We start from the raw sequence: 18,679 nt of genomic DNA on the forward strand, positions 1-18,679 counted from the left end.
GGAGGCTTTGGTCCTCGACCTGGGTACCTGATCCCGGCTAACCGGGCGGGGCCTCCGCGAGCGTCAGCCACCATTCAGCCGGCCAGCGCCAGCACCTCGTCGAATCCTGCGAGCAGACAGTCGAGGAAGACGTCGAAATCGGGGATTGCTCCAGTATCGGCGTTGATGCCCATAGCGCAGGTGTCGACGTACGACAGCAGGGTGATGTTGAACGCCGCGCCGATCGTGGGTGAGAACGCATACTGACTCCGTACCCTGGCCCCGGCGAGGAAGACCGGTATCGGGATGCCCGGCACGTCGCTGGCGACGAAGTCGACATTGCGAAGGACCGAACTGACGTACCAGAGCGGGGCCAGGTTCAATCCGCCGGCGATGAGCTCAGTGTGAGCCAACGACTTCTCGTGCCGAACTTCGCCCGCCCGGTCGTGAATGACCCGGATTCGGTCAGCCGGGTCGACGATGCCGGCAGGCACCCCGAATCGCATCAGCGTCGCCCGGTTGCCGCCCGGCGGGTCGTCCGCTGTCCGGATGCTGATCGGCATCGTGACGGTGAGATCGCCGACCGTGACGCCATGCTTTTCGTGATAGCGGCGCAGCCCTCCGGCGACCGCAGCAAGGAACGCGTCGTTCACCGTACCGCCGGCAACACCACCCGCCCGGTGCAGGGTGTCCTTCGGTACGTCGTGTATCGCGAGGCGCCGACTTCGGCTCCGCACGAGCATGATCGGCGATCCCGGCTGTGCCATCGGACGCATGGTGCGGTATATCGAGGCTGTCGTGTCGTATGCGGATGTCATGGTGCCGACGGGTTGGCGAATCCCGCTTGCCACCGTAGCCCGGGCTGCGTTCCACACCGCCGATACCGCGCCCGCCGCCAGGCCGGTCCCGTCCCATAGTCCGCCTTGCCACCAGCCACGGGCGGTACATGGCACCGGTGCAGGCATGTCACGGACCTGGCACGTCTCGTACCGCTCGGTGTCGTCATAGAGGATGGCCCCGAGCTCGACGGCGCCGACCCCGTCGGTGAGCGCGTGGTGCAGCTTGCACAACAGCGCCGCACCGCCGTCGGACAAGCCGTCGATCAGCGTCACCTCCCACAACGGGCGTGTGCGATCGAAGTCCGCCACCGCCGCGATCCGGGCCATCTCGAGGAGCGTGTCGACCGTCCCCGGGGCGGAGGCGGTCACCCGTCGCAGATGGTAGGAGAGATCGAACTCCGGATCGGAGTCCCAGCGCGGGGGCAGCGGCGCAGGCGACGTGATCACCCGCTGCCGGAACACAGGTACGCGTCGGGCGAGCTGCTCGAACCGGTTGACGAGCTCCGGCCAATCCGGAGTGCGGTCGAGCACCACCAAGGTGACGATGGTCGACCGCAGCCGAGCGTCGGATTCGATCGACCAGACGAATGCATCGCTGTTCTGTAAGAAGTCAGCCATGTCTACCGCGGCACGAATGTGGGCTCACGCAGCATCGAGGGGTTCCGGCCCTAGTCGCCGCCGGACTTGCCGAGCGCACGGTCCGCGCTACGGATCAGGTTGCGGTTGAGGTCATATTGCGCGTCGACGAGCTTGTCGGCCAGCTCGATCGCGGCGGCGACGATCTTCGTGCGAAGCGGTTGGACCGCCTCTGGTATTGCCTCGTCGAGTGACTGGCGAAACGCCCGCAGCGCCTCGGCCGTGGCATGCTGGCCGGCCTTCGCGGCATCGCGGACGTCGTCGAGTAGATCCACGGACTGCGCTGCCTCGGGCTGCGCTTCAACGGTCTGAACCATCTCGGTTCCCTTCGTAGTGGTTTCGGTAGTGCCGGGATCGACGCTATCCATCCCCGGCGTCGTGCGTTACCGGCGAAAGACCCCGCGCACCTGGCGACGGTCCCCTCGTCGGTGCCTCAGAAGACGGACCGTTAGGGCCGAAATCCTCTGTCGAGGTTCGTGACAACCGCCGATGCTCGGATTCGAGGAGGTCGAAGGATGCGCAGGCACTGGCTGGTCATGGAAGGCGACGGACCTCCGGCGCCGTACCGCACCCGGATCGCCGCGGCCGGGCGGCATCTACCCACATCCCGTTTGACCACCGATCAGTTGATGGCGACCACCCGGCACGACACGCACATCGACCTCGAGCGATTGACCGGCATCCATGAGCGCCGCGTCTCAGACGGAGGCGACGACTCCTACAGCCTCGCCACCGCCGCCGCACTCGACTGCCTGGAATCGGCACATCAGGATGCCGCCACGCTCGATGTGGTGATCAGTTGCAGCATAACGAAATTCCGAGGAGGCCTCACCCAGTGGGTCGAGCCGACGATGAGCAGCGCTGTCGCCCGTGCGATCGGGGCAGAGAATGCCATGACCTTCGACCTGTCCAATGCCTGCGCCGGAATGCTCACCGGCGTCACGGTTCTCAACGACTGGATTCGTCAGGGAACCGTGCAGCGAGGATTGGTGGTCAGCGGTGAGTACATTTCCCAACTCGGCCAGAATGCCGCGCGGCACATCCGGACCATCATGAGTAAGGAACTCGCCTGCCTGACGCTCGGCGATGCAGGTGCGGCCCTTCTGCTGGAACGAGTTTCGCCGACCTCCGCCGGCATCAGCCTCGCCGGCTTCACCACGGTCGCCGACCACAGCCGGCTCTGCCTGGCCTACCCGAAGGGGGACGATCCCGGGGCCCGGATGTTCACCGATTCCCGGGGCATCCAACGCGCCGCCATCGCCGACACGCCCTATCTGCTGCACGAGTTCCTGGATGCCGCGGGCATGGCCATGCACGACATCGATCACGTGATCACGCATCAGACATCGGCCCGTGCGATACGTAAGGGGATGGCTGCCATCACCGCATCCTTCGGAGAAGGCCCACGGCACGACGCCGTGGTCACCGTCGACCACTACGGCAACACCGCATCGACCACCCACACCGTGGCCCTGGTCGATGAACTGGAGGCCGGTCACATCCGGCCCGGTGAATCCGTCGCGCTCGTCGCACTGGCATCGGGATTGGAGATCGGCGTGGTCCTCTTCACCCTCGACGAGGAGATGGTGAGTCGCTATGGGCACCGTCATTGAGAGCCTCGAGGTCACCGCGCGGAGGTGGCACACCCGGCGCAGCGCGCTTCACCTCGCCGTGTCGGCGGCGAAGGCATGCCTCCGCCAGGCCGGACGAAGAGCCGACGAGGTCGACCTCCTGATCAATGCCGGGATCTATCGCGACCGCAACCTGGCGGAGCCCGCGCTCGCGGCGCTCATCCAGGAGGACATCGGGGCGAACGCCGAAGATCCACACGACGGCGGTCACGGAACCTTCTCCTTCGACGTCGCGAACGGTGCCTGCGGCGTGCTCACCGCACTGCAGATCGCCGACGGATTCCTGCGATCGAACACGATCGGGTGCGCTCTCGTCGTCGCCAGTGACGCCGACCCGGGACGCAGGCGTAGCGTGCGCTTTCCGTTTTCACCCGTCGGGGCGGCCATGTTGTGCAGCTGGCGCGATGACGAGCGCGGACTCGGCCGTGTGCAGTGGGTGAACGTGCCCGACGGCGGCGAGAACTTCCGCGCCACGGTGGGACTCGACCACTCGCGGAACATCCTCCGATTCTCTGTGTCTCCGGAGATGGACGAGCAATTCGCCACCGCGGGCGCCGAGGCAGCCCGTCGCTGCCTGCGCGATGCCGGACTGAAACTCGACGAAGTCGACCAGATCATCGCCGCTCCGGCCCGCGAGCGATACCGGGCTGCGCTGGCCACACGCCTCGACATTTCGGTGGATCGGATCACCGTCGCAGCCGACAGCAGGATGCACACGGCCGCTCTGGTCGCGGGGTTACAGAACGCCGACCCGGTGCGGCCAGGCGGCTCGACTCTTCTGATCGCCGCAGGCGCGGGCGTCACCGCCGGCGCCGCCCTGTATCGGGCATCGGTCAACGCCGGCAGCGATTGGATCCGCCCCCAATCGGGCGCCCGACGGGAGAGCGCTAGCCCGACTCCGCCGTCCGCTTGATCGCGGCCAGCGTGGCGGGGATGCCGCTCTTCGCCGCGTCGCTGCGTTTGGCGATCTCCGCCTCCGCCGCCTCGCCGTACCGCTCGTGGAAGCCGGCGATGCCCTTGGGCAGGAACGACCACGACTCGGTGAGCAGCGTGCCCGCCGGATCGTCCTCGGCGGCCATCGTGAAGCCCCAGCGCACCCAGCCGTCGTTCACCTCCCAGGCGAACTCGCGGCCCTCGTCGGCGGCCACCACCTGGCTGCGCGTCTCCCAGGTCCGCTCCGGGGTCTCGTTGCGGCCGACGAACCACGCCCCGACATTCGGACCGCCGCCGTCCTCCCACCAGCACGCCTTACACACCGGACTCCACTCCCCCATCCGGGTGATGTCGGAGACCAGCGCGTAGACCCGCTCGGGCGGGAGCGCCACACGGATCGCGTCGGAGAACTCGAGATCGGTCACGCTGGCAGCGTACGACCCGGTATCCGCTGGACGACCGGCGCATAATTACCGGTGATGACGCGACCTGATCACCAGAACCGAAAACCTGCGATCCTCACCGTCGACGACGACCCGGCGGTGTCACGCGCAGTCGCGCGGGATCTGCGCCGCCACTACGGCGAGCGGTACCGCATCGTGCGTGCCGAATCCGGCGCCGACGCCCTCGACACCCTCAAGGAACTCAAGTTGCGCGGCGACACCGTCGCGGTGCTCGTCGCCGACTACCGGATGCCGCAGATGAGCGGCATCGAGTTCCTCGAGAAGGCGATGGAGTTCTTCCCGCTCGCGCGCCGGGTGCTGCTGACGGCCTACGCCGACACCCACGCCGCCATCGACGCGATCAACGTCGTCGACCTGGACCACTACCTGCTCAAGCCATGGGATCCGCCGGAGGAGAAGCTCTACCCGGTGCTCGACGGCCTGCTCGAGGAGTGGCGCGCGGTGGGCGACCGGGCGATGCCGTACACCAAGGTCATCGGGCACCGGTACAACGAGCGGTCATGGCAGGTGCGGCAGTTCCTGGCCCGCAACGAGTACTCGTTCCGCGCGATCAACGCCGAGGACGACAAGGGCAGACAGCTCCTCGATGCCGCGGGCGTCGACGGCAGCCGGCTGCCGGTCGTGATCACCGAGAAGGGCGAGACGCTCGTCGAGCCGACCGACGCCGAGCTGGCCACCCTGCTCGGCCTGTCGACCACCCCGCAGCTGGACATGTACGACCTCGCGGTGATCGGCGGCGGCCCGGCCGGGCTGGCGGCCGCGGTGTACGGCGCGTCCGAGGGGCTGCGGACCGTGCTGATCGAGAAGTCGTCGACGGGCGGGCAGGCCGGCCGCAGCTCGAAGATCGAGAACTACCTGGGCTTCCCGACCGGCGTCTCCGGAGCCGAACTCACCACGTCGGCGCGCAGGCAGGCCGAGCGCTTCGGCGCAGAGGTGATCACCACGCAGGAGGCGGGCCGGCTCGAGGTCAACGGCATCGGCGCCGCGCATTCGATTCGCCTGCCGGACAACACCATCGGCGCCCGCGCCATCATCCTCGCCACCGGCGTCGAGTACCGCCAGCTCCAGATCACCGGCTGCTGGGACGATCCCGACGACCCGGACTGCAACTACGTCGGCCGCGGCGTCTACTACGGGGCCTCGGTGTCCGACAACAGCGAGTGCCAGGGTGAGGACGTCTACATCGTGGGCGGCGCGAACTCGGCGGGGCAGGCCGCGATGTACATGGCCGAGACGGCAAAGTCGGTCACGATGTTGATCCGGGGGCCGTCGCTGGAGGCGGGGATGTCGCAGTACCTCGTCGACCGGATCCTCAAGAAGGACAACATCCGGGTGCGCACCTGCACCGAGGTGAAGGACACCCTGGCCGAGGACGGTCACCTGGCCGGCCTCGTCCTGATCGACAGGCAGTCCGGCGAGACCGAGACGGTGAACTGCGACCGGATGTGCTGCTTCATCGGCGCGACCCCTCGCACCGACTGGCTCGAGGAAGCGGGAATAGCCCGCGACGATCACGGTTTCATCCTGTCGGGACCAGATGTGACCAAGGTCAGCGGATGGATGCTGGAACGCCCGCCCCACCACCTGGAAACAAGTGTGCCCGGAGTGTTCGTTGCAGGAGACGTGCGTTCCGAATCCGCCAAGCGCGTGGCGGCGGCCGTCGGCGAGGGTTCGATGGCCGTGATGCTGGTGCACCGCTACCTGGCGGAAGCGTAGGAAGGAAGTCCGATGGGCTCACAGAACGGTGAGGAGTGCGTGCGCGAGGAACTCCGCACGCTGTTCCTCTTCGAGGACCTCTCCGATGAGCAGCTGGACATCCTCTGCCAGGCCGGCCACATCGAGACCTTCCCCGCCGGGCCGATCAGCATGGAGGGCGAGCCCGCCACCTGCTTCTACGTGATGATCGACGGCGAGCTGATCATGTCGAAGCGCTCGGGTGGCGTCGACATCCAGACCAACCGGACCTCGCAGCGCGGCGTGTACTTCGGCGCGTGGTCGGCCTACATCCCCGGTGAGGAGCAGAGCTACCAGGCCTCGGTGCGGCTGACCAAGCCGTCGCGGTGCTTCGTGCTGGACTCGAACGACTTCGCCCGCTTCATGCAGACCCAGTTCCCGATGGCGGTACACCTGCTCGAGGGTCACCTCGTGGGTGGCAGGCGGCAGAGTCAGATCATCGGGCAGCGCGAGAAGCTGCTCGCGCTGGGCACCATCACCGCGGGCCTGACGCACCAGCTCAACAATCCGGCGGCCGCCACGGCGCGGGCCGTCTCCGACCTCAGAGAGACGGTCGGCAAGATGCGGCACAAGCTGTCGATGCTCGCCGACGGCAAGTTCTCCCCCGAAGCGCTGCGCGTGCTGGTCCGCATCCAGGACGACGTCGCCGAGCAGGTGGCCAAGAACCGGGGCGTCGAACTGTCGGCGCTCGAGGCGTCCGATCGGGAGGACGCGATCGGCGACTGGCTCGAGAACCACGACATCGTCGGCGCCTGGGACTACGCACCGACCTTCGTCGAGGCCGGCCTGGACACCGATTGGCTGGAGAAGGTGCTCACCTCAGTGGACGAGGTGGACGCCACCGCGTCGCTGCAGGCCGCGGTCGGGTGGCTGAAGTACACCATCGACAACGAACTGCGGATGAACGAGATCGCCGAGGCCAGCAAGCGCATCTCGGCGCTGCTCGCGGGGGCCAAGCAGTATTCGCAGATGGATCGCGGCTCCTATCAGAGCGCCGACGTGCACGAGTTGCTCCGCAGCACGATCATGATGTTCGGCGAGAAGATCGGCCATCAGGGCAAGGGCAGGCCCATCACCATCGTCAAGGAGATGGACAAGACGCTGCCCGAATTGCATTGTTATCCAGGCGATCTGAACCAGGTGTGGACCAACATCATCGACAACGCGATCCAGGCCATGGACGGGCACGGCACCCTGACCATCCGGACCAGCCGCGAGAGCGAGCAGATGATCCGGGTCGAGATCTGCGACGACGGCCCCGGCATCCCCGAGGACATCGTCGACCGCATCTTCACTCCGTTCTTCACCACCAAGCCGTTCGGCGAGGGCACCGGCCTCGGCCTGGACCTGGCGTGGCGGATCGTGGTGGAGAAGCACGCAGGCAACCTGTCGGTGCAGTCCCGCCCTGGCGACACCCGGTTCATCGTGTGCCTGCCGCTGGTGGCACCGCCGCCGGTGACGCCGACGCCCGGCGAACTCTCCGCCGCAGGCACCGAATGATCGTGGGCGGAGTTCAGCTCGACCTGAGCCGAACGGAATAGCACTCACCCGGCCGGAGGTTGTCGCCACCATGACCAAACCAGACATGGGCCGTTACGGCGTCATGGGGCTGTACTCCCAATTCGCGCAGCTGACGCCGGCGCAGCTGCGCGAGATCGAGGCGCTCGGCTACGGCGCCATCTGGGCGGGCGGATCGCCGCCGGCGGAACTCGAGTGGATCGACCCGATCCTCGGCGCCACCGAGAAGCTGCAGCTGGCCACCGCCATCGTCAACGTGTGGAGCGCCGCCCCTGGCCCGACCAGTGAGTCGTTCCACCGCATCGAGGCCGCCTACCCCGGCCGGTTCCTGCTGGGCATCGGCGTCGGCCACCCCGAAGCCGACTCGGAGTACAAGAAGCCGTTGGCCGCGCTGAACGACTACCTCGACAAGCTCGACGAATACGGCGTCCCGAAGGACCGCCGGGTGGTCGCCGCGCTCGGCCCGAAGGTGCTCGAGCTGTCGGCGCACCGGTCGGTGGGTGCACACCCGTATCTGACCACCCCCGAGCACACCGCCACGGCCCGCGAGGTGATCGGCGCCGAGGCGTTCCTCGCACCGGAGCACAAGGCGGTGCTGACCACCGATCCGGAGCGTGCCCGCGCCGTCGGCCGCAAAGCCCTCGAGATCTACCTCGACCTGCAGAACTACCTGAGCAACTGGAGACGTCTCGGGTTCGATGATCAGGATCTGGCAAAACCGGGTAGTGACCGTCTTGTGGACGCCGTCGTCGCCTACGGGACACCTGGCGACATCGCCGCGCGTCTCGCGCAGCACATCGGCGCCGGCGCCGACCACGTGCCGGTGCAGGTGCTGACCGGACCTGACAAGCTGGTGCCCGCACTGGCCGACCTGGCTGGGCCGCTCGGCCTGCAGTGAACCTGAAGGGACTCGAATCGTATGAGTGAGGCTTCGACGAGCGAGGGTGTGTCGCTCAAGCCCGGACTGGGCCGCTACGGCGTCTGGACCGGCGGGGCGCCGGAACCCGAACAGGCCGCGGAGATCGAGAAGCTCGGCTACGGGGCGCTGTGGGTGGGCGCATCACCCGCGGCCGACCTGGCGTTCGTCGAGCCGATCCTCGAGCAGACCGAGACGCTGCAGGTCGCCACCGGCATCGTCAACGTCTGGGCGTCGTCCGCCGAGGAGGTCGCGGAGTCCTACCACCGCATCGAGGATGCGTACCCGAACCGGTTCCTGCTGGGCGTCGGCATCGGCCATCCCGAGCACACCGATGAGTACCGCAAGCCCTACGACGTGCTGGTCGAGTACCTCGACAAGCTCGACGCCGCGAAGGTGCCGACGAGCCGCCGCGTGATCGCCGCGCTCGGGCCGAAGGTGCTCGAGCTCTCGGCGCGGCGCAGCGCGGGTGCGCACCCGTACCTGACGACGCCCGAGCACACCGGCCAGGCACGCAACCTGGTCGGCCCGACGGTGTTCCTCGCGCCCGAACACAAGGTGGTGCTGGAGACCGATGCGGACGAGGCGCGCGACGTCGGCCGTCAGACCGTCGAGTTCTATCTCGACCTGCGCAACTACGTGAACAACTGGAAGCGGCTCGGCTTCACCGACGACGACGTCACCAAGCCGGGCAGCGACAAGCTGATCGACGCGGTGGTCGCATACGGCACCGCGGAGCAGATCGCGTCGCGCCTCAACGAGCATCTCGACGCGGGCGCCGACCATGTGACCATCCAGGTGCTCGGCGGCAAGGATGCGCTCATCCCCACGCTGACCGAGCTCGCCGGTCCCCTCGGACTCAAGAGCTGATCCGCAAGGGGTGAGCATGGGCCACGGCGCCCGATAGGGTCGAGGCCATGCGACTGCTGGTCACCGGCGGTGCCGGTTTCATCGGCGCGAACTTCGTCCATCGCGCGGTGAGCGAGAACGCGGCGTCGGTCACCGTGCTCGACGCGTTCACCTATGCGGGCAGCCGCGAGTCGCTCACGCCGGTGCAGGGCGCGGTCGACGTCGTCGAGGGCGACATCACCGACGGCGCCCTGATGGACGAACTGGTCGCGAAGTCGGACGCCGTCGTGCACTTCGCCGCCGAGACCCATGTCGACAACGCACTCGCCGAACCCGAGCCGTTCCTGCACACCAATGTCATCGGCACCTACACGGTGCTCGAGGCCGTGCGCCGCCACGGCGTCCGGCTGCATCACGTGTCCACCGACGAGGTGTACGGCGATCTGCCGCTCGACCAGCCGCAGCGATTCACCGAGGCGACGCCCTACAACCCGTCGAGCCCGTACTCGTCGACCAAGGCGGCCGCCGACATGCTGGTGCGGGCGTGGGTGCGGTCTTACGGGATTCGGGCGACGATCTCGAACTGCTCCAACAACTACGGGCCGTACCAGCACGTCGAGAAGTTCATCCCGCGCCAGATCACCAACATCCTCACCGGGCGGCGCCCAAAGCTCTACGGCAGCGGCGCCAATGTCCGCGATTGGATCCATGTCGACGACCACAACAGTGCGGTGTGGCGCATCCTCGAGCGCGGCGACGTCGGCCGCACCTATCTGATCGGCGCCGAGGGGGAACGCGACAACCTGTCGGTGCTGCGCACGTTGTTGACGATCATGGGACGCGAGCCCGACGACTTCGACCACGTGACCGACCGCGCCGGCCACGACCTCCGCTACGCCATAGACCCCTCAGTGCTCTACGACGAGCTGGGTTGGGCGCCCAAGCACACCGACTTCACCGACGGGCTGCGGGCCACCGTCGAGTGGTACCGCGCCAACGAATCATGGTGGCGGCCATTGAAAGACGCCGTCGAGGCCCGCTACGCGGAGCGCGGCCAGTGACCTTTCGCGAGCTCGCGGTGCCGGGCGCATGGGAGATCACTCCGACGGTGCACGCCGACCACCGCGGCGCATTCTTCGAATGGTTCACCGACCGCGGCTTCCGCGGGTTCGCCGGGCACGGGTTCGGCCTCGCCCAGGCCAACTGCTCGGTGTCCGCGGCCGGCGTGCTGCGCGGCGTGCACTTCTCCGAGCTACCACCGAGCCAGGCCAAATATGTCACCTGCATGTCCGGCGAGGTGCTCGACGTCGTCGTCGACATCCGGGTGGGCTCACCCACTTTCGGCCGATGGGACTCGGTGGTGCTCGACGACCGCAATCGCCGGTCGGTGTACCTCTCCGAGGGACTGGGCCATGCTTTCCTGTCGCTGCGCGACGGGTCCACCGTGGCGTACCTGTGTTCGACGGCCTACGCCCCCGACCGGGAGCACACGATCAATCCGCTGGACGCCGCCATCGGCGTCGACTGGCGCTACGACGGCGAGCTGGTGCTCTCCGATCGCGACGCGGCGGCGCCCTCCCTGGCCGAGGTCGAGGCGGCCGGGCTCCTGCCGACGTGGGCGGATACCCAGGCCTACGTCGAGGAACTGCGCCGAAGCTGACGTCAGGGCTCGATCGTGGTCTCCGCGCAGCCCCTTGCATCCCGCCCGGTCGATTTACTAGGATATCCAAGTAATCAGCCATCGTCGGCGCGTAAGGGCACATTCCATGAGCACACAGATTCCACACTTCATCAACGGCCAGCGCACCAGCGGCCAGTCCACCCGCACCGCGGACGTGCTCAATCCCAGCACCGGTGAGGCCCAGGCCCAGGTGCTGCTGGCCTCGGCGGCCGATGTGGACGCCGCGGTCGCCGGCGCCGCGGAGGCGCAGCTGCAGTGGGCGGCGTTCAACCCCCAGCGCCGCGCGCGGGTGATGATGCGCTTCGTCGACCTGGTGAACCAGAACATCGACGAGCTGGCCGAACTGCTCTCCCTCGAGCACGGCAAGACGGTGGCCGACTCCAAGGGCGACATCCAGCGCGGCATCGAGGTCATCGAGTTCTCGATCGGCATCCCGCACCTGCTCAAGGGTGAGTACACCGAGGGCGCGGGCACCGGCATCGACGTCTATTCACTGCGCCAGCCGCTCGGCGTGGTCGCCGGGATCACCCCGTTCAACTTCCCGGCGATGATCCCGTTGTGGAAGGCCGGCCCCGCGCTGGCATGCGGCAACGCGTTCATCCTCAAGCCCTCCGAGCGGGATCCGTCGGTGCCGCTTCGGCTCGCCGAACTGTTCCTCGAAGCCGGCCTGCCGCCCGGGGTGTTCCAGGTCGTCCAGGGCGACAAGGAGGCCGTCGACGCGATCCTGCACCACCCGCAGATCCAGGCCGTCGGCTTCGTCGGCAGCTCCGACATCGCGCAGTACATCTACTCCACCGCCGCGGCCAACGGCAAACGGGCACAGTGCTTCGGCGGTGCGAAGAACCACATGATCGTGATGCCCGACGCGGACCTCGACCAGGCCGTCGACGCGCTCATCGGCGCCGGATACGGCAGTGCCGGCGAGCGGTGCATGGCGATCAGCGTCGCGGTGCCCGTCGGTAAGGAGACCGCGGACCGCCTCAGGAACAAGCTCGTCGAGCGCGTCAACCAGTTGCGCGTCGGACACAGCCTGGACCCCAAGGCCGACTACGGGCCACTGGTCACCGGTGCGGCGCTCGAGCGGGTCCGCGACTACATCGGCCAGGGCGTGGAAGCCGGCGCCGAAGCCGTCATCGACGGCCGCGAACGCGCCAGCGACGACCTGACCTTCGACGACCAGAACCTGCAGGGCGGCTACTTCATCGGCCCCACCCTGTTCGACAACGTCACGCCGGACATGTCGATCTACACCGACGAGATCTTCGGCCCGGTGCTGTGCATCGTGCGCGCCTCGAATTACGAAGAGGCACTGGCCCTTCCGTCGGAGCACGAATACGGCAACGGGGTGGCGATCTTCACCCGTGACGGCGACACCGCCCGCGACTTCGTGTCCAAGGTGCAGGTCGGCATGGTCGGAGTCAACGTGCCCATCCCGGTGCCGGTGGCCTATCACACCTTCGGCGGCTGGAAGCGCTCCGGCTTCGGCGATCTCAACCAGCACGGGCCGGCGTCGATCCAGTTCTACACCAAGGTCAAGACCGTCACCCAGCGCTGGCCGTCGGGCATCAAGGACGGCGCCGAATTCGTCATCCCCACGATGAAGTAGCGCATTCATGGACCTGTTCGGCCTCGACGACGACGAACGCGTGATCGCCGAGACGGCGGCCGCATTCGCCGAGAAACGCCTGGCGCCAAGCGCTCTGGAGTGGGACGAGTCCCACCACTTCCCCACCGACGTGTTGCGGGAGGCCGCCGAACTCGGCATGGCGGCGATCTACTGCCGCGACGACGTCGGTGGCAGCGGGTTGCGCCGGATCGACGCCGTGCGGATATTCGAGGCCCTCGCCGCCGCCGATCCGACGATCGCGGCGTTCCTGTCGATCCACAACATGTGCGCGTGGATGGTCGACACCTTCGGCACCGAGGAACAGCGCAAGTCCTGGGTGCCCCGGCTGGCATCGATGGAGGCCATCGCCAGCTACTGCCTCACCGAACCGGGCGCGGGTTCCGACGCGAGCGCGCTGCGCACCAAGGCCGTGCGCGACGGCGACCACTGGGTGTTGGACGGGGTCAAGCAATTCATCTCTGGGGCGGGCAGTTCCGACGTCTACGTCGTGATGGCGCGCACCGGAATCGACGGCCCGCGCGGCATCTCGGCGTTCGTGGTGCCCAAGGACACGCCCGGACTGAGCTTCGGCGCCGAGGAGCTGAAGATGGGCTGGAACGCCCAGCCCACCGCACAGGTGATCCTCGAGGGCGCCCGGGTGCCCGCTGACGCGCTGCTGGGCGGGGCCGATGGTGAGGGCGCGGGCTTCGGGATCGCGATGAAGGGCCTCAACGGTGGCCGCATCAACATCGCGGCCTGCTCGCTGGGCGGTGCACAGACGGCCTACGACAAGGCGACCGGATATCTCGCCGACCGGCAGGCCTTCGGCGGGGCGCTGCTCGACGAGCCCACCATCCGGTTCACGCTGGCCGACATGGCCACCGCGCTGCAGACGTCGCGAACGCTGCTGTGGCGGGCGGCGACGGCGCTCGACGACGACCACCCCGACCGGGTCGAGTTGTGCGCGATGGCGAAGCGTTACGTCACCGACTCGTGCTTCGAGGTGGCCGACCAGGCTCTGCAGTTGCACGGCGGATACGGCTATCTGCGGGAGTACGGCTTGGAGAAGATCGTCCGGGATCTGCGGGTGCACCGCATCCTGGAGGGCACCAACGAGATCATGCGCGTGGTGATCGGCCGGGCCGCGGCAAGCCGGGCCCGCGCGTCGTGACCGGAGAACCTGACATCAGAGCGAAGCGACAGGGGACATAGACAGATGGCGACGATCGCGTTTCTGGGACTGGGCAACATGGGCGGCCCGATGGCGGCGAATCTGCTCGCCGCCGGTCACGACGTCCGCGGCTTCGACCCGGTCGCCGCGTCCAAGGCGGCCGCACAGGCCAAGGGCGCCACGGTGTTCGACAGCGGCGCAGCCGCCGTCGCCGAAGCCGACGTGGTGATCACCTCGCTGCCCAACGGCGACATCGTGAAGGCCTGCTACGCCGAGGTGCTGCCCGCGGCCAAGCCGGACACCCTGTTCATCGACACCTCCACGATCTCCGTCGACGACGCGCGCACCATCAACGGCCAGGCGGCCGACCTCGGGTTCGCCCAGATCGACGCGCCGGTGTCCGGCGGCATCAAGGGCGCGACCGCGGGCACCCTCGCGTTCATGGTCGGCGGTGAGGACGCGGCCGTCGAGCGGGCCCGCCCGGTGCTGGATCCGATGGCGGGCAAGATCATCCACTGCGGGGCGTCCGGCGCCGGTCAGGCCGCGAAGCTGTGCAACAACATGGTGCTGGCCGTGCAACAGATCGCCATCGGCGAGGCGTTCGTGCTCGCGGAGAAGCTCGGCCTGCCCGCCCAGTCACTGTTCGACGTGATCACCGGTGCGACCGGCAACTGCTGGGCCGTGCACACCAATTGCCCGGTGCCGGGGCCTGTTCCGGCGTCACCCGCCAACAACGACTTCAAGCCGGGCTTCGCCACCGCGCTGATGAACAAGGATCTCGGGCTGGCGATGGCGGCGGTGCAGTCCACCGGCTCGGCCGCACCCCTCGGTACACACGCCGCCGAGATCTACGCGGAGTTCGCGGCCGACCACGCCGACAAAGACTTCAGCGCGGTGATCGAGAAGCTACGCGGCTGAGCGGTGCCGGCTGCTCCAGCGCGCGTGCAGGCGCTGACAGTCCGCGAGTCGCAGCGCACCGGTGCCCGAGCCGATGTAGTCGGCACGCACCGCGGCCGCGGCCGGGATGTCGCAGCCACCGGCGCCGTCGATCAGCACGGTCGCCATCCCGACGGAGTTCGCCCGTCGCAGCCCCGCGGGCGACCCGGCGATCGCCAGGACGCTGCGAGCGGGCAGTCCCAGTTCGGCGAGTGCGTGCTGATGCGCCTCGCCGCAATGCGCCGGCGTGCTGACGTCGTCGGCGGTGACCAGCGCCTCGACCAGGCCCTCGCCGACCAGCTGGCGCACCAGCGGCGCCACCACGGCGCGGCGTCCGCCGGACACCACCGCGATCGGCACGCCGGCGGCATAGGCGTCCTGCACCAGGTCGACCAGCCCCGGCCTGGGCGCCAGGTCGGCCTCGGCGATCATCTCGTCGAACATCATCGCCTTGGTGGCGCAGATCTCGTCGGCGAGCAGTTCGGTCAGCACGTCGCACTCGGTGCCGACGCAGCGCTTGCGTAGTTCCGCGGTGACGCGCTGCCTCTCGTCGCTCAGCGCCAGCAGCTGGCGGTACCGGCTGACGGACCAGCTGAACGGCATCCCGTGCGCGGCGAAGGCGGCGTTGAAGACCTTGCGGTGTACTTCGAACTCGACGTCGGCCAGTGCGTCGAGGTCGAAGACGAGGGCCTGCAGCCGGGAGTCGTCGGCGTCGGCGGCGCTGCCACCGTCCCACCAGAAGCGACCGGCGCGCCATGTTCTCTGCTCTGTGGAGGGCATGCGACAACAGTGGTCTACGTCACAGGGCTGCGCCTCCCCCATTGGGGGGATTGGCGGCGCGAAGTTGCGCTACCACGCTGGGCGGCGGCCCTAAGGTGATGGCCATGGCCTCCCCGGTGCGCCTCGTGCTGGTCGACGACCACGAGATGGTCATCGAGGGCCTCAAGGCCATGCTCGCCGCGTTCGACGACCGGGTCACGGTGGTCGGACAGGCCGTCGGGGCGGAGCGCGCGGTGGGCGTGATAGACGACCTCAAGCCGGACATCGTGCTGTGTGACGTGCGGATGCAGGGCGCCAGCGGCCTCGACCTCTGCCTGCAGCTGCGCGAGCGGGACCCCGCCCAGAAGGTGGTGATGCTGTCGGTCTACGACGACGAGCAGTACCTGTTCCAGGCGCTGCGGGTGGGCGCATCGGGATACCTCCTCAAGAGCATCGGCAGCGACGAGCTGGTGCGCCAGCTGGAGTTCGTGCACGGCGGCGAGACCGCGATCGACCCGACGATGGCCGCGCGGGCGGTCGACACGGCGGCCCGGCTGCAGCGCGACGAGTTCTGGCCCGGTGCCCGGCAGGGCCTCACCCAGCGGGAGAGCGAGATCCTGTCCTACGTCGTCAACGGCCTGTCCAATCGCGGCATCGCCGGGAAGCTGGTGATCGGCGACGAGACCGTGAAGAGCCACCTGAGGTCGATCTACCGCAAGCTCGGCGTCAGCGACCGCACCGGCGCGGTGGCCACCGCCCTGCGCGAAGGCATCTACCGGTGAGGCCCCACGCGGTGCGCGACCTCGGTCAGTACGCCCTGGCGGCCGACCGGGAGCTGGCCTTGCTGCGCGAGCTGATCCAGGCCGCCTCCAGCGGTCCCGGTGTGGAACCGCTCGCCGCCGCGGCCGCCAGGATGATCACCGCCGCCACCGCCACCGACGTGTGCTTCGTACACGTGCTCGACGACACCGAGCGGTCGCTGACACTGGCCGGCGCGACGCCGCCGTTCGACAGCGAGGTCGGCAAGATCCGGCTGCCACTCGGGCAGGGCATCTCGGGCTGGGTGGCCAGCCATCGCGAACCCGTGGTGATCGCCGACGAGAAGGAGTCAGACCCGCGCTACATGCCCTTCGAGTCGCTGCGCGGGCGTGACTTCACCTCGATGGTGTCGGTGCCGATGGAGACCGACCCCGGCGGTCTGGTCGGCGTGCTCAACGTGCACACCGTCGCGCGGCGGGAGTTCGCGGCCCGCGACGTCGAACTGCTGCTGGTCATCGGGCGTCTCATCGCCGGTGCGCTGCACCAGGCCCGCCTGCACCGTCAACTGGTGGCCCGCGAACGCGCGCACGAGAATTTCGTCGAGCAGGTGATCGAGGCGCAGGAGATGGAGCGCCGGCGGCTGGCCGCCGACATCCACGACGGCATCTCGCAGCGGTTGGTGACGCTGTCCTACCGGCTCGACGCGGCCGCCAGGGCGGCGGATCCGGCCAGTGCGGCCGAGCAGCTGGGCATGGCCCGCGAACTCGTCGACCTGACACTGGGCGAGGCCCGCGCCGCCATCGGAAACCTGCGGCCGCCGGTGCTCGACGATCTCGGGCTGGCGGGCGGGCTGGCCAGCCTGGCCCGGTCGATCCCCCAGGTGGAGATTCAGGTCGACCTCGCCGAGGTCCGCCTGCCCGACCACATCGAGCTGGCGCTGTACCGCATCGCACAGGAGTGTCTGCAGAACGTCGTCAAACACGCCAGGGCCGACACCGCGCGGCTCACCTTCTCCGTCGCCGACGCGCGTGACGTCGCCAAGCTCGAGATCGTGGACGACGGAATCGGATTCGACACCTTCGAGCACCCGCTGGGCAGCGACGAGATGGGCGGCTACGGCCTGCTGTCGATGGCCGAACGTGCCGAGATCGTCGGCGGCAGGCTCAACATCCGGTCGCGGCCCGGCGCGGGCACCGCGGTGACGGCGACCATCCCGTTGCCGGCGACTTCGCCCGACTGAGACCGCCGCTCAGATCCCGAGTTTGGGCCCCTCCTCGGGGCATTCGTACTTCACCCCGACGCGCACGATCACGTCGAGGATCTCCGGCGAGAGCGTGCTGCCCATCTGGATCAGCACGTCGACGACGTCCTGGACCGAATCGTTGAAGCTGCTACCTGCCATGATGCAGGCGAGGGCTATCTGCTCGGCGATCGCGTCGTCGGAGCCCTCGATGCCCGCGGCACGCACCTCTTCGAAGGCTTGTGGTGGCAGGGATTTCGATCCGCCGGCAGGCGCCTCGCTGGTGGGGGTCGTCGTCGTGGTCCTCGTCGTGGTCGTCGTGGTGGTGGTCAGCGGCTCGACGTCGCTCGGGGCGGTGGCTTCACCGCGGACCGTGTCGCCGCACGCCGCCACGGCCGCCAGCGCCACCACCGACAGCGCCAGGCCGAGGCGTTTCGTGATCGTCATGCGAACCTCCGTCTGCCGGATCCGGCCTGTCCGCCGAACCCTAGAAGTCACCGGCGTGGCGGCGCAACGTCTCGATCGACGCGGCCAGCGCCCGGGATTGCTCGCCGGACAGCCCGATGTCGGCGAACACCTCGTTGTTGAGCGTCACCGTGGCGTCCTCGACCGTCGAGCGGCCGAGGTCGGTGATGCGCACCAGCGTGGTGCGTCCGTCGGTCGGATGCGGGATGCGCTCGACCAGGCCGGCGGCCTCCAACCGCCGGATCGCATGGGTCACGCTCGTCACGTGCACCTGCAGCCGGTCCGACGCCTTGGTAATCGGCAGGGCGCCGCTGCGGCTGAACGCCAACAGCCGCAGCAGCTCGAAGCGCGAGAAGCTCAGGTCGTAGGGCCGCAGCGCCGTCTCCACCCGGGCCAGCAGGATCTGGTGGGCCCGCATCACCGACGTCACCGCCACCATCCCGTCGGCGACCTCGCCCCAGCCGGCGTCCTCCCAGTTGGCGCGCGCCAGGCCGATCGGGTCGGGGCGATCGGAGGGTCGGGGGGCCACGCCTCTTCATACCGCATCGGCGGGCGGGCTCACG

General features: G+C 68.5%; 19 protein-coding genes. 13 read left to right on the plus strand and 6 right to left on the minus strand.

The features are described from left to right. Positions 1 to 74 precede the first annotated feature (74 nt). Positions 75 to 1,436, minus strand: a complete 1,362-nt coding sequence (locus AB0K11_RS04320) for a wax ester/triacylglycerol synthase domain-containing protein (protein WP_364972588.1) — start codon at positions 1,434 to 1,436, stop codon at positions 75 to 77. Positions 1,437 to 1,486: 50 nt separating this feature from the next. Further along, positions 1,487 to 1,822: a hypothetical protein gene (locus AB0K11_RS04325; RefSeq protein ID WP_364972591.1), complete on the minus strand. Its 336-nt coding sequence runs from the start codon at positions 1,820 to 1,822 to the stop codon at positions 1,487 to 1,489. 147 nt (positions 1,823 to 1,969) lie between these two features. On the opposite strand from AB0K11_RS04325, the gene AB0K11_RS04330 reads away from it, so the two are divergent. Together AB0K11_RS04330 and AB0K11_RS04335 are read left to right on the plus strand one after the other, a co-directional pair. Then, positions 1,970 to 3,067 carry a 3-oxoacyl-[acyl-carrier-protein] synthase III C-terminal domain-containing protein gene (locus AB0K11_RS04330; RefSeq protein ID WP_364972593.1) on the plus strand — a complete coding sequence of 366 codons (1,098 nt, stop codon included), beginning with the start codon at positions 1,970 to 1,972 and terminating at the stop codon, positions 3,065 to 3,067. Next, positions 3,051 to 3,998, plus strand: a complete 948-nt coding sequence (locus AB0K11_RS04335) for a 3-oxoacyl-[acyl-carrier-protein] synthase III C-terminal domain-containing protein (RefSeq protein WP_364972595.1) — start codon at positions 3,051 to 3,053, stop codon at positions 3,996 to 3,998. Before AB0K11_RS04330 ends, AB0K11_RS04335 begins: the two co-directional genes overlap by 17 nt. Here the strand turns inward: AB0K11_RS04335 and AB0K11_RS04340 are convergent. Next, on the minus strand, positions 3,973 to 4,443 hold the full coding sequence (locus AB0K11_RS04340; RefSeq protein ID WP_364972598.1) for an SRPBCC family protein: 471 nt from the start codon (positions 4,441 to 4,443) through the stop codon (positions 3,973 to 3,975). The two genes, AB0K11_RS04335 and AB0K11_RS04340, sit on opposite strands and share 26 nt — an antisense overlap. Positions 4,444 to 4,497: 54 nt before the next feature. Here AB0K11_RS04340 and AB0K11_RS04345 point away from each other — a divergent pair, with 54 nt between their 5' ends. The 9 genes from AB0K11_RS04345 (at position 4,498) to mmsB (ending at position 14,875) form a co-directional block, all read left to right on the plus strand. Then, positions 4,498 to 6,198, plus strand: coding sequence for an FAD-dependent oxidoreductase (locus tag AB0K11_RS04345; RefSeq protein ID WP_364972601.1), 1,701 nt, complete (start codon positions 4,498 to 4,500; stop codon positions 6,196 to 6,198). 12 nt (positions 6,199 to 6,210) lie between these two features. Further along, positions 6,211 to 7,716: an ATP-binding protein gene (locus AB0K11_RS04350; protein ID WP_364972604.1), complete on the plus strand. Its 1,506-nt coding sequence runs from the start codon at positions 6,211 to 6,213 to the stop codon at positions 7,714 to 7,716. Positions 7,717 to 7,786: 70 nt separating this feature from the next. Then, the gene (locus AB0K11_RS04355; protein WP_364972608.1) at positions 7,787 to 8,632 is read left to right on the plus strand and encodes an LLM class F420-dependent oxidoreductase; all 846 of its coding nucleotides are present in this window, start codon (positions 7,787 to 7,789) and stop codon (positions 8,630 to 8,632) included. Between the two features lie 21 nt (positions 8,633 to 8,653). Further along, positions 8,654 to 9,520 carry an LLM class F420-dependent oxidoreductase gene (locus AB0K11_RS04360; RefSeq protein WP_364972610.1) on the plus strand — a complete coding sequence of 289 codons (867 nt, stop codon included), beginning with the start codon at positions 8,654 to 8,656 and terminating at the stop codon, positions 9,518 to 9,520. 47 nt (positions 9,521 to 9,567) lie between these two features. Continuing rightward, positions 9,568 to 10,560: a dTDP-glucose 4,6-dehydratase gene (gene rfbB, locus AB0K11_RS04365; protein WP_364972613.1), complete on the plus strand. Its 993-nt coding sequence runs from the start codon at positions 9,568 to 9,570 to the stop codon at positions 10,558 to 10,560. Beyond that, complete coding sequence (rfbC, locus tag AB0K11_RS04370; protein WP_364972615.1) at positions 10,557 to 11,159, plus strand: dTDP-4-dehydrorhamnose 3,5-epimerase; 603 nt, start codon at positions 10,557 to 10,559, stop codon at positions 11,157 to 11,159. The genes rfbB and rfbC overlap by 4 nt, the downstream gene beginning before the upstream one ends. Positions 11,160 to 11,265: 106 nt before the next feature. Continuing rightward, complete coding sequence (locus AB0K11_RS04375; protein WP_364972618.1) at positions 11,266 to 12,786, plus strand: CoA-acylating methylmalonate-semialdehyde dehydrogenase; 1,521 nt, start codon at positions 11,266 to 11,268, stop codon at positions 12,784 to 12,786. Positions 12,787 to 12,799: 13 nt separating this feature from the next. Further along, positions 12,800 to 13,957: an acyl-CoA dehydrogenase family protein gene (locus AB0K11_RS04380; protein WP_364973725.1), complete on the plus strand. Its 1,158-nt coding sequence runs from the start codon at positions 12,800 to 12,802 to the stop codon at positions 13,955 to 13,957. A 45-nt stretch (positions 13,958 to 14,002) separates the two neighbouring features. Next, the gene (mmsB, locus tag AB0K11_RS04385; protein ID WP_364972621.1) at positions 14,003 to 14,875 is read left to right on the plus strand and encodes a 3-hydroxyisobutyrate dehydrogenase; all 873 of its coding nucleotides are present in this window, start codon (positions 14,003 to 14,005) and stop codon (positions 14,873 to 14,875) included. Here the strand turns inward: mmsB and AB0K11_RS04390 are convergent. Then, entirely contained in the window at positions 14,864 to 15,673 is an 810-nt protein-coding gene (locus tag AB0K11_RS04390; protein WP_364972623.1) for an HAD family hydrolase, read from the minus strand. The two genes, mmsB and AB0K11_RS04390, sit on opposite strands and share 12 nt — an antisense overlap. A gap of 98 nt (positions 15,674 to 15,771) precedes the next feature. Between AB0K11_RS04390 and AB0K11_RS04395 the strand changes: the two genes are divergently transcribed. Beyond that, positions 15,772 to 16,434: a response regulator transcription factor gene (locus tag AB0K11_RS04395; protein ID WP_264011126.1), complete on the plus strand. Its 663-nt coding sequence runs from the start codon at positions 15,772 to 15,774 to the stop codon at positions 16,432 to 16,434. After that, complete coding sequence (locus AB0K11_RS04400) at positions 16,431 to 17,651, plus strand: GAF domain-containing sensor histidine kinase (protein ID WP_364972627.1); 1,221 nt, start codon at positions 16,431 to 16,433, stop codon at positions 17,649 to 17,651. Before AB0K11_RS04395 ends, AB0K11_RS04400 begins: the two co-directional genes overlap by 4 nt. Positions 17,652 to 17,660: 9 nt before the next feature. Here AB0K11_RS04400 and AB0K11_RS04405 read toward each other — a convergent pair whose 3' ends face one another. Then, positions 17,661 to 18,098: a hypothetical protein gene (locus AB0K11_RS04405; protein WP_364972630.1), complete on the minus strand. Its 438-nt coding sequence runs from the start codon at positions 18,096 to 18,098 to the stop codon at positions 17,661 to 17,663. Positions 18,099 to 18,138: 40 nt separating this feature from the next. Continuing rightward, complete coding sequence (locus AB0K11_RS04410; protein ID WP_364972633.1) at positions 18,139 to 18,645, minus strand: MarR family transcriptional regulator; 507 nt, start codon at positions 18,643 to 18,645, stop codon at positions 18,139 to 18,141. Between the last annotated feature and the right edge of the window lie 34 nt (positions 18,646 to 18,679).

It is taken from the genome of Mycobacterium sp. NPDC050551 (genome assembly GCF_040674075.1).
Lineage (GTDB): Bacteria > Actinomycetota > Actinomycetes > Mycobacteriales > Mycobacteriaceae > Mycobacterium.

Bases quoted from the DNA above. Each gene is read 5' to 3' on its own strand.
- AB0K11_RS04320 (WP_364972588.1), bottom strand. From the start codon at position 1,436: ATGGCTGACTTCTTACAGAACAGCGATGCATTCGTCTGGTCGATCGAA.
- AB0K11_RS04350 (WP_364972604.1), top strand. From the start codon at position 6,211: ATGGGCTCACAGAACGGTGAGGAGTGCGTGCGCGAGGAACTCCGCACG.
- AB0K11_RS04355 (WP_364972608.1), top strand. From the start codon at position 7,787: ATGACCAAACCAGACATGGGCCGTTACGGCGTCATGGGGCTGTACTCC.
- AB0K11_RS04345 (WP_364972601.1), top strand. From the start codon at position 4,498: ATGACGCGACCTGATCACCAGAACCGAAAACCTGCGATCCTCACCGTC.
- AB0K11_RS04360 (WP_364972610.1), top strand. From the start codon at position 8,654: ATGAGTGAGGCTTCGACGAGCGAGGGTGTGTCGCTCAAGCCCGGACTG.
- AB0K11_RS04395 (WP_264011126.1), top strand. From the start codon at position 15,772: ATGGCCATGGCCTCCCCGGTGCGCCTCGTGCTGGTCGACGACCACGAG.
- AB0K11_RS04390 (WP_364972623.1), bottom strand. From the start codon at position 15,673: ATGCCCTCCACAGAGCAGAGAACATGGCGCGCCGGTCGCTTCTGGTGG.
- AB0K11_RS04330 (WP_364972593.1), top strand. From the start codon at position 1,970: ATGCGCAGGCACTGGCTGGTCATGGAAGGCGACGGACCTCCGGCGCCG.
- AB0K11_RS04335 (WP_364972595.1), top strand. From the start codon at position 3,051: ATGGGCACCGTCATTGAGAGCCTCGAGGTCACCGCGCGGAGGTGGCAC.
- AB0K11_RS04375 (WP_364972618.1), top strand. From the start codon at position 11,266: ATGAGCACACAGATTCCACACTTCATCAACGGCCAGCGCACCAGCGGC.
- rfbB (WP_364972613.1), top strand. From the start codon at position 9,568: ATGCGACTGCTGGTCACCGGCGGTGCCGGTTTCATCGGCGCGAACTTC.
- AB0K11_RS04405 (WP_364972630.1), bottom strand. From the start codon at position 18,098: ATGACGATCACGAAACGCCTCGGCCTGGCGCTGTCGGTGGTGGCGCTG.
- AB0K11_RS04325 (WP_364972591.1), bottom strand. From the start codon at position 1,822: ATGGATAGCGTCGATCCCGGCACTACCGAAACCACTACGAAGGGAACC.
- mmsB (WP_364972621.1), top strand. From the start codon at position 14,003: ATGGCGACGATCGCGTTTCTGGGACTGGGCAACATGGGCGGCCCGATG.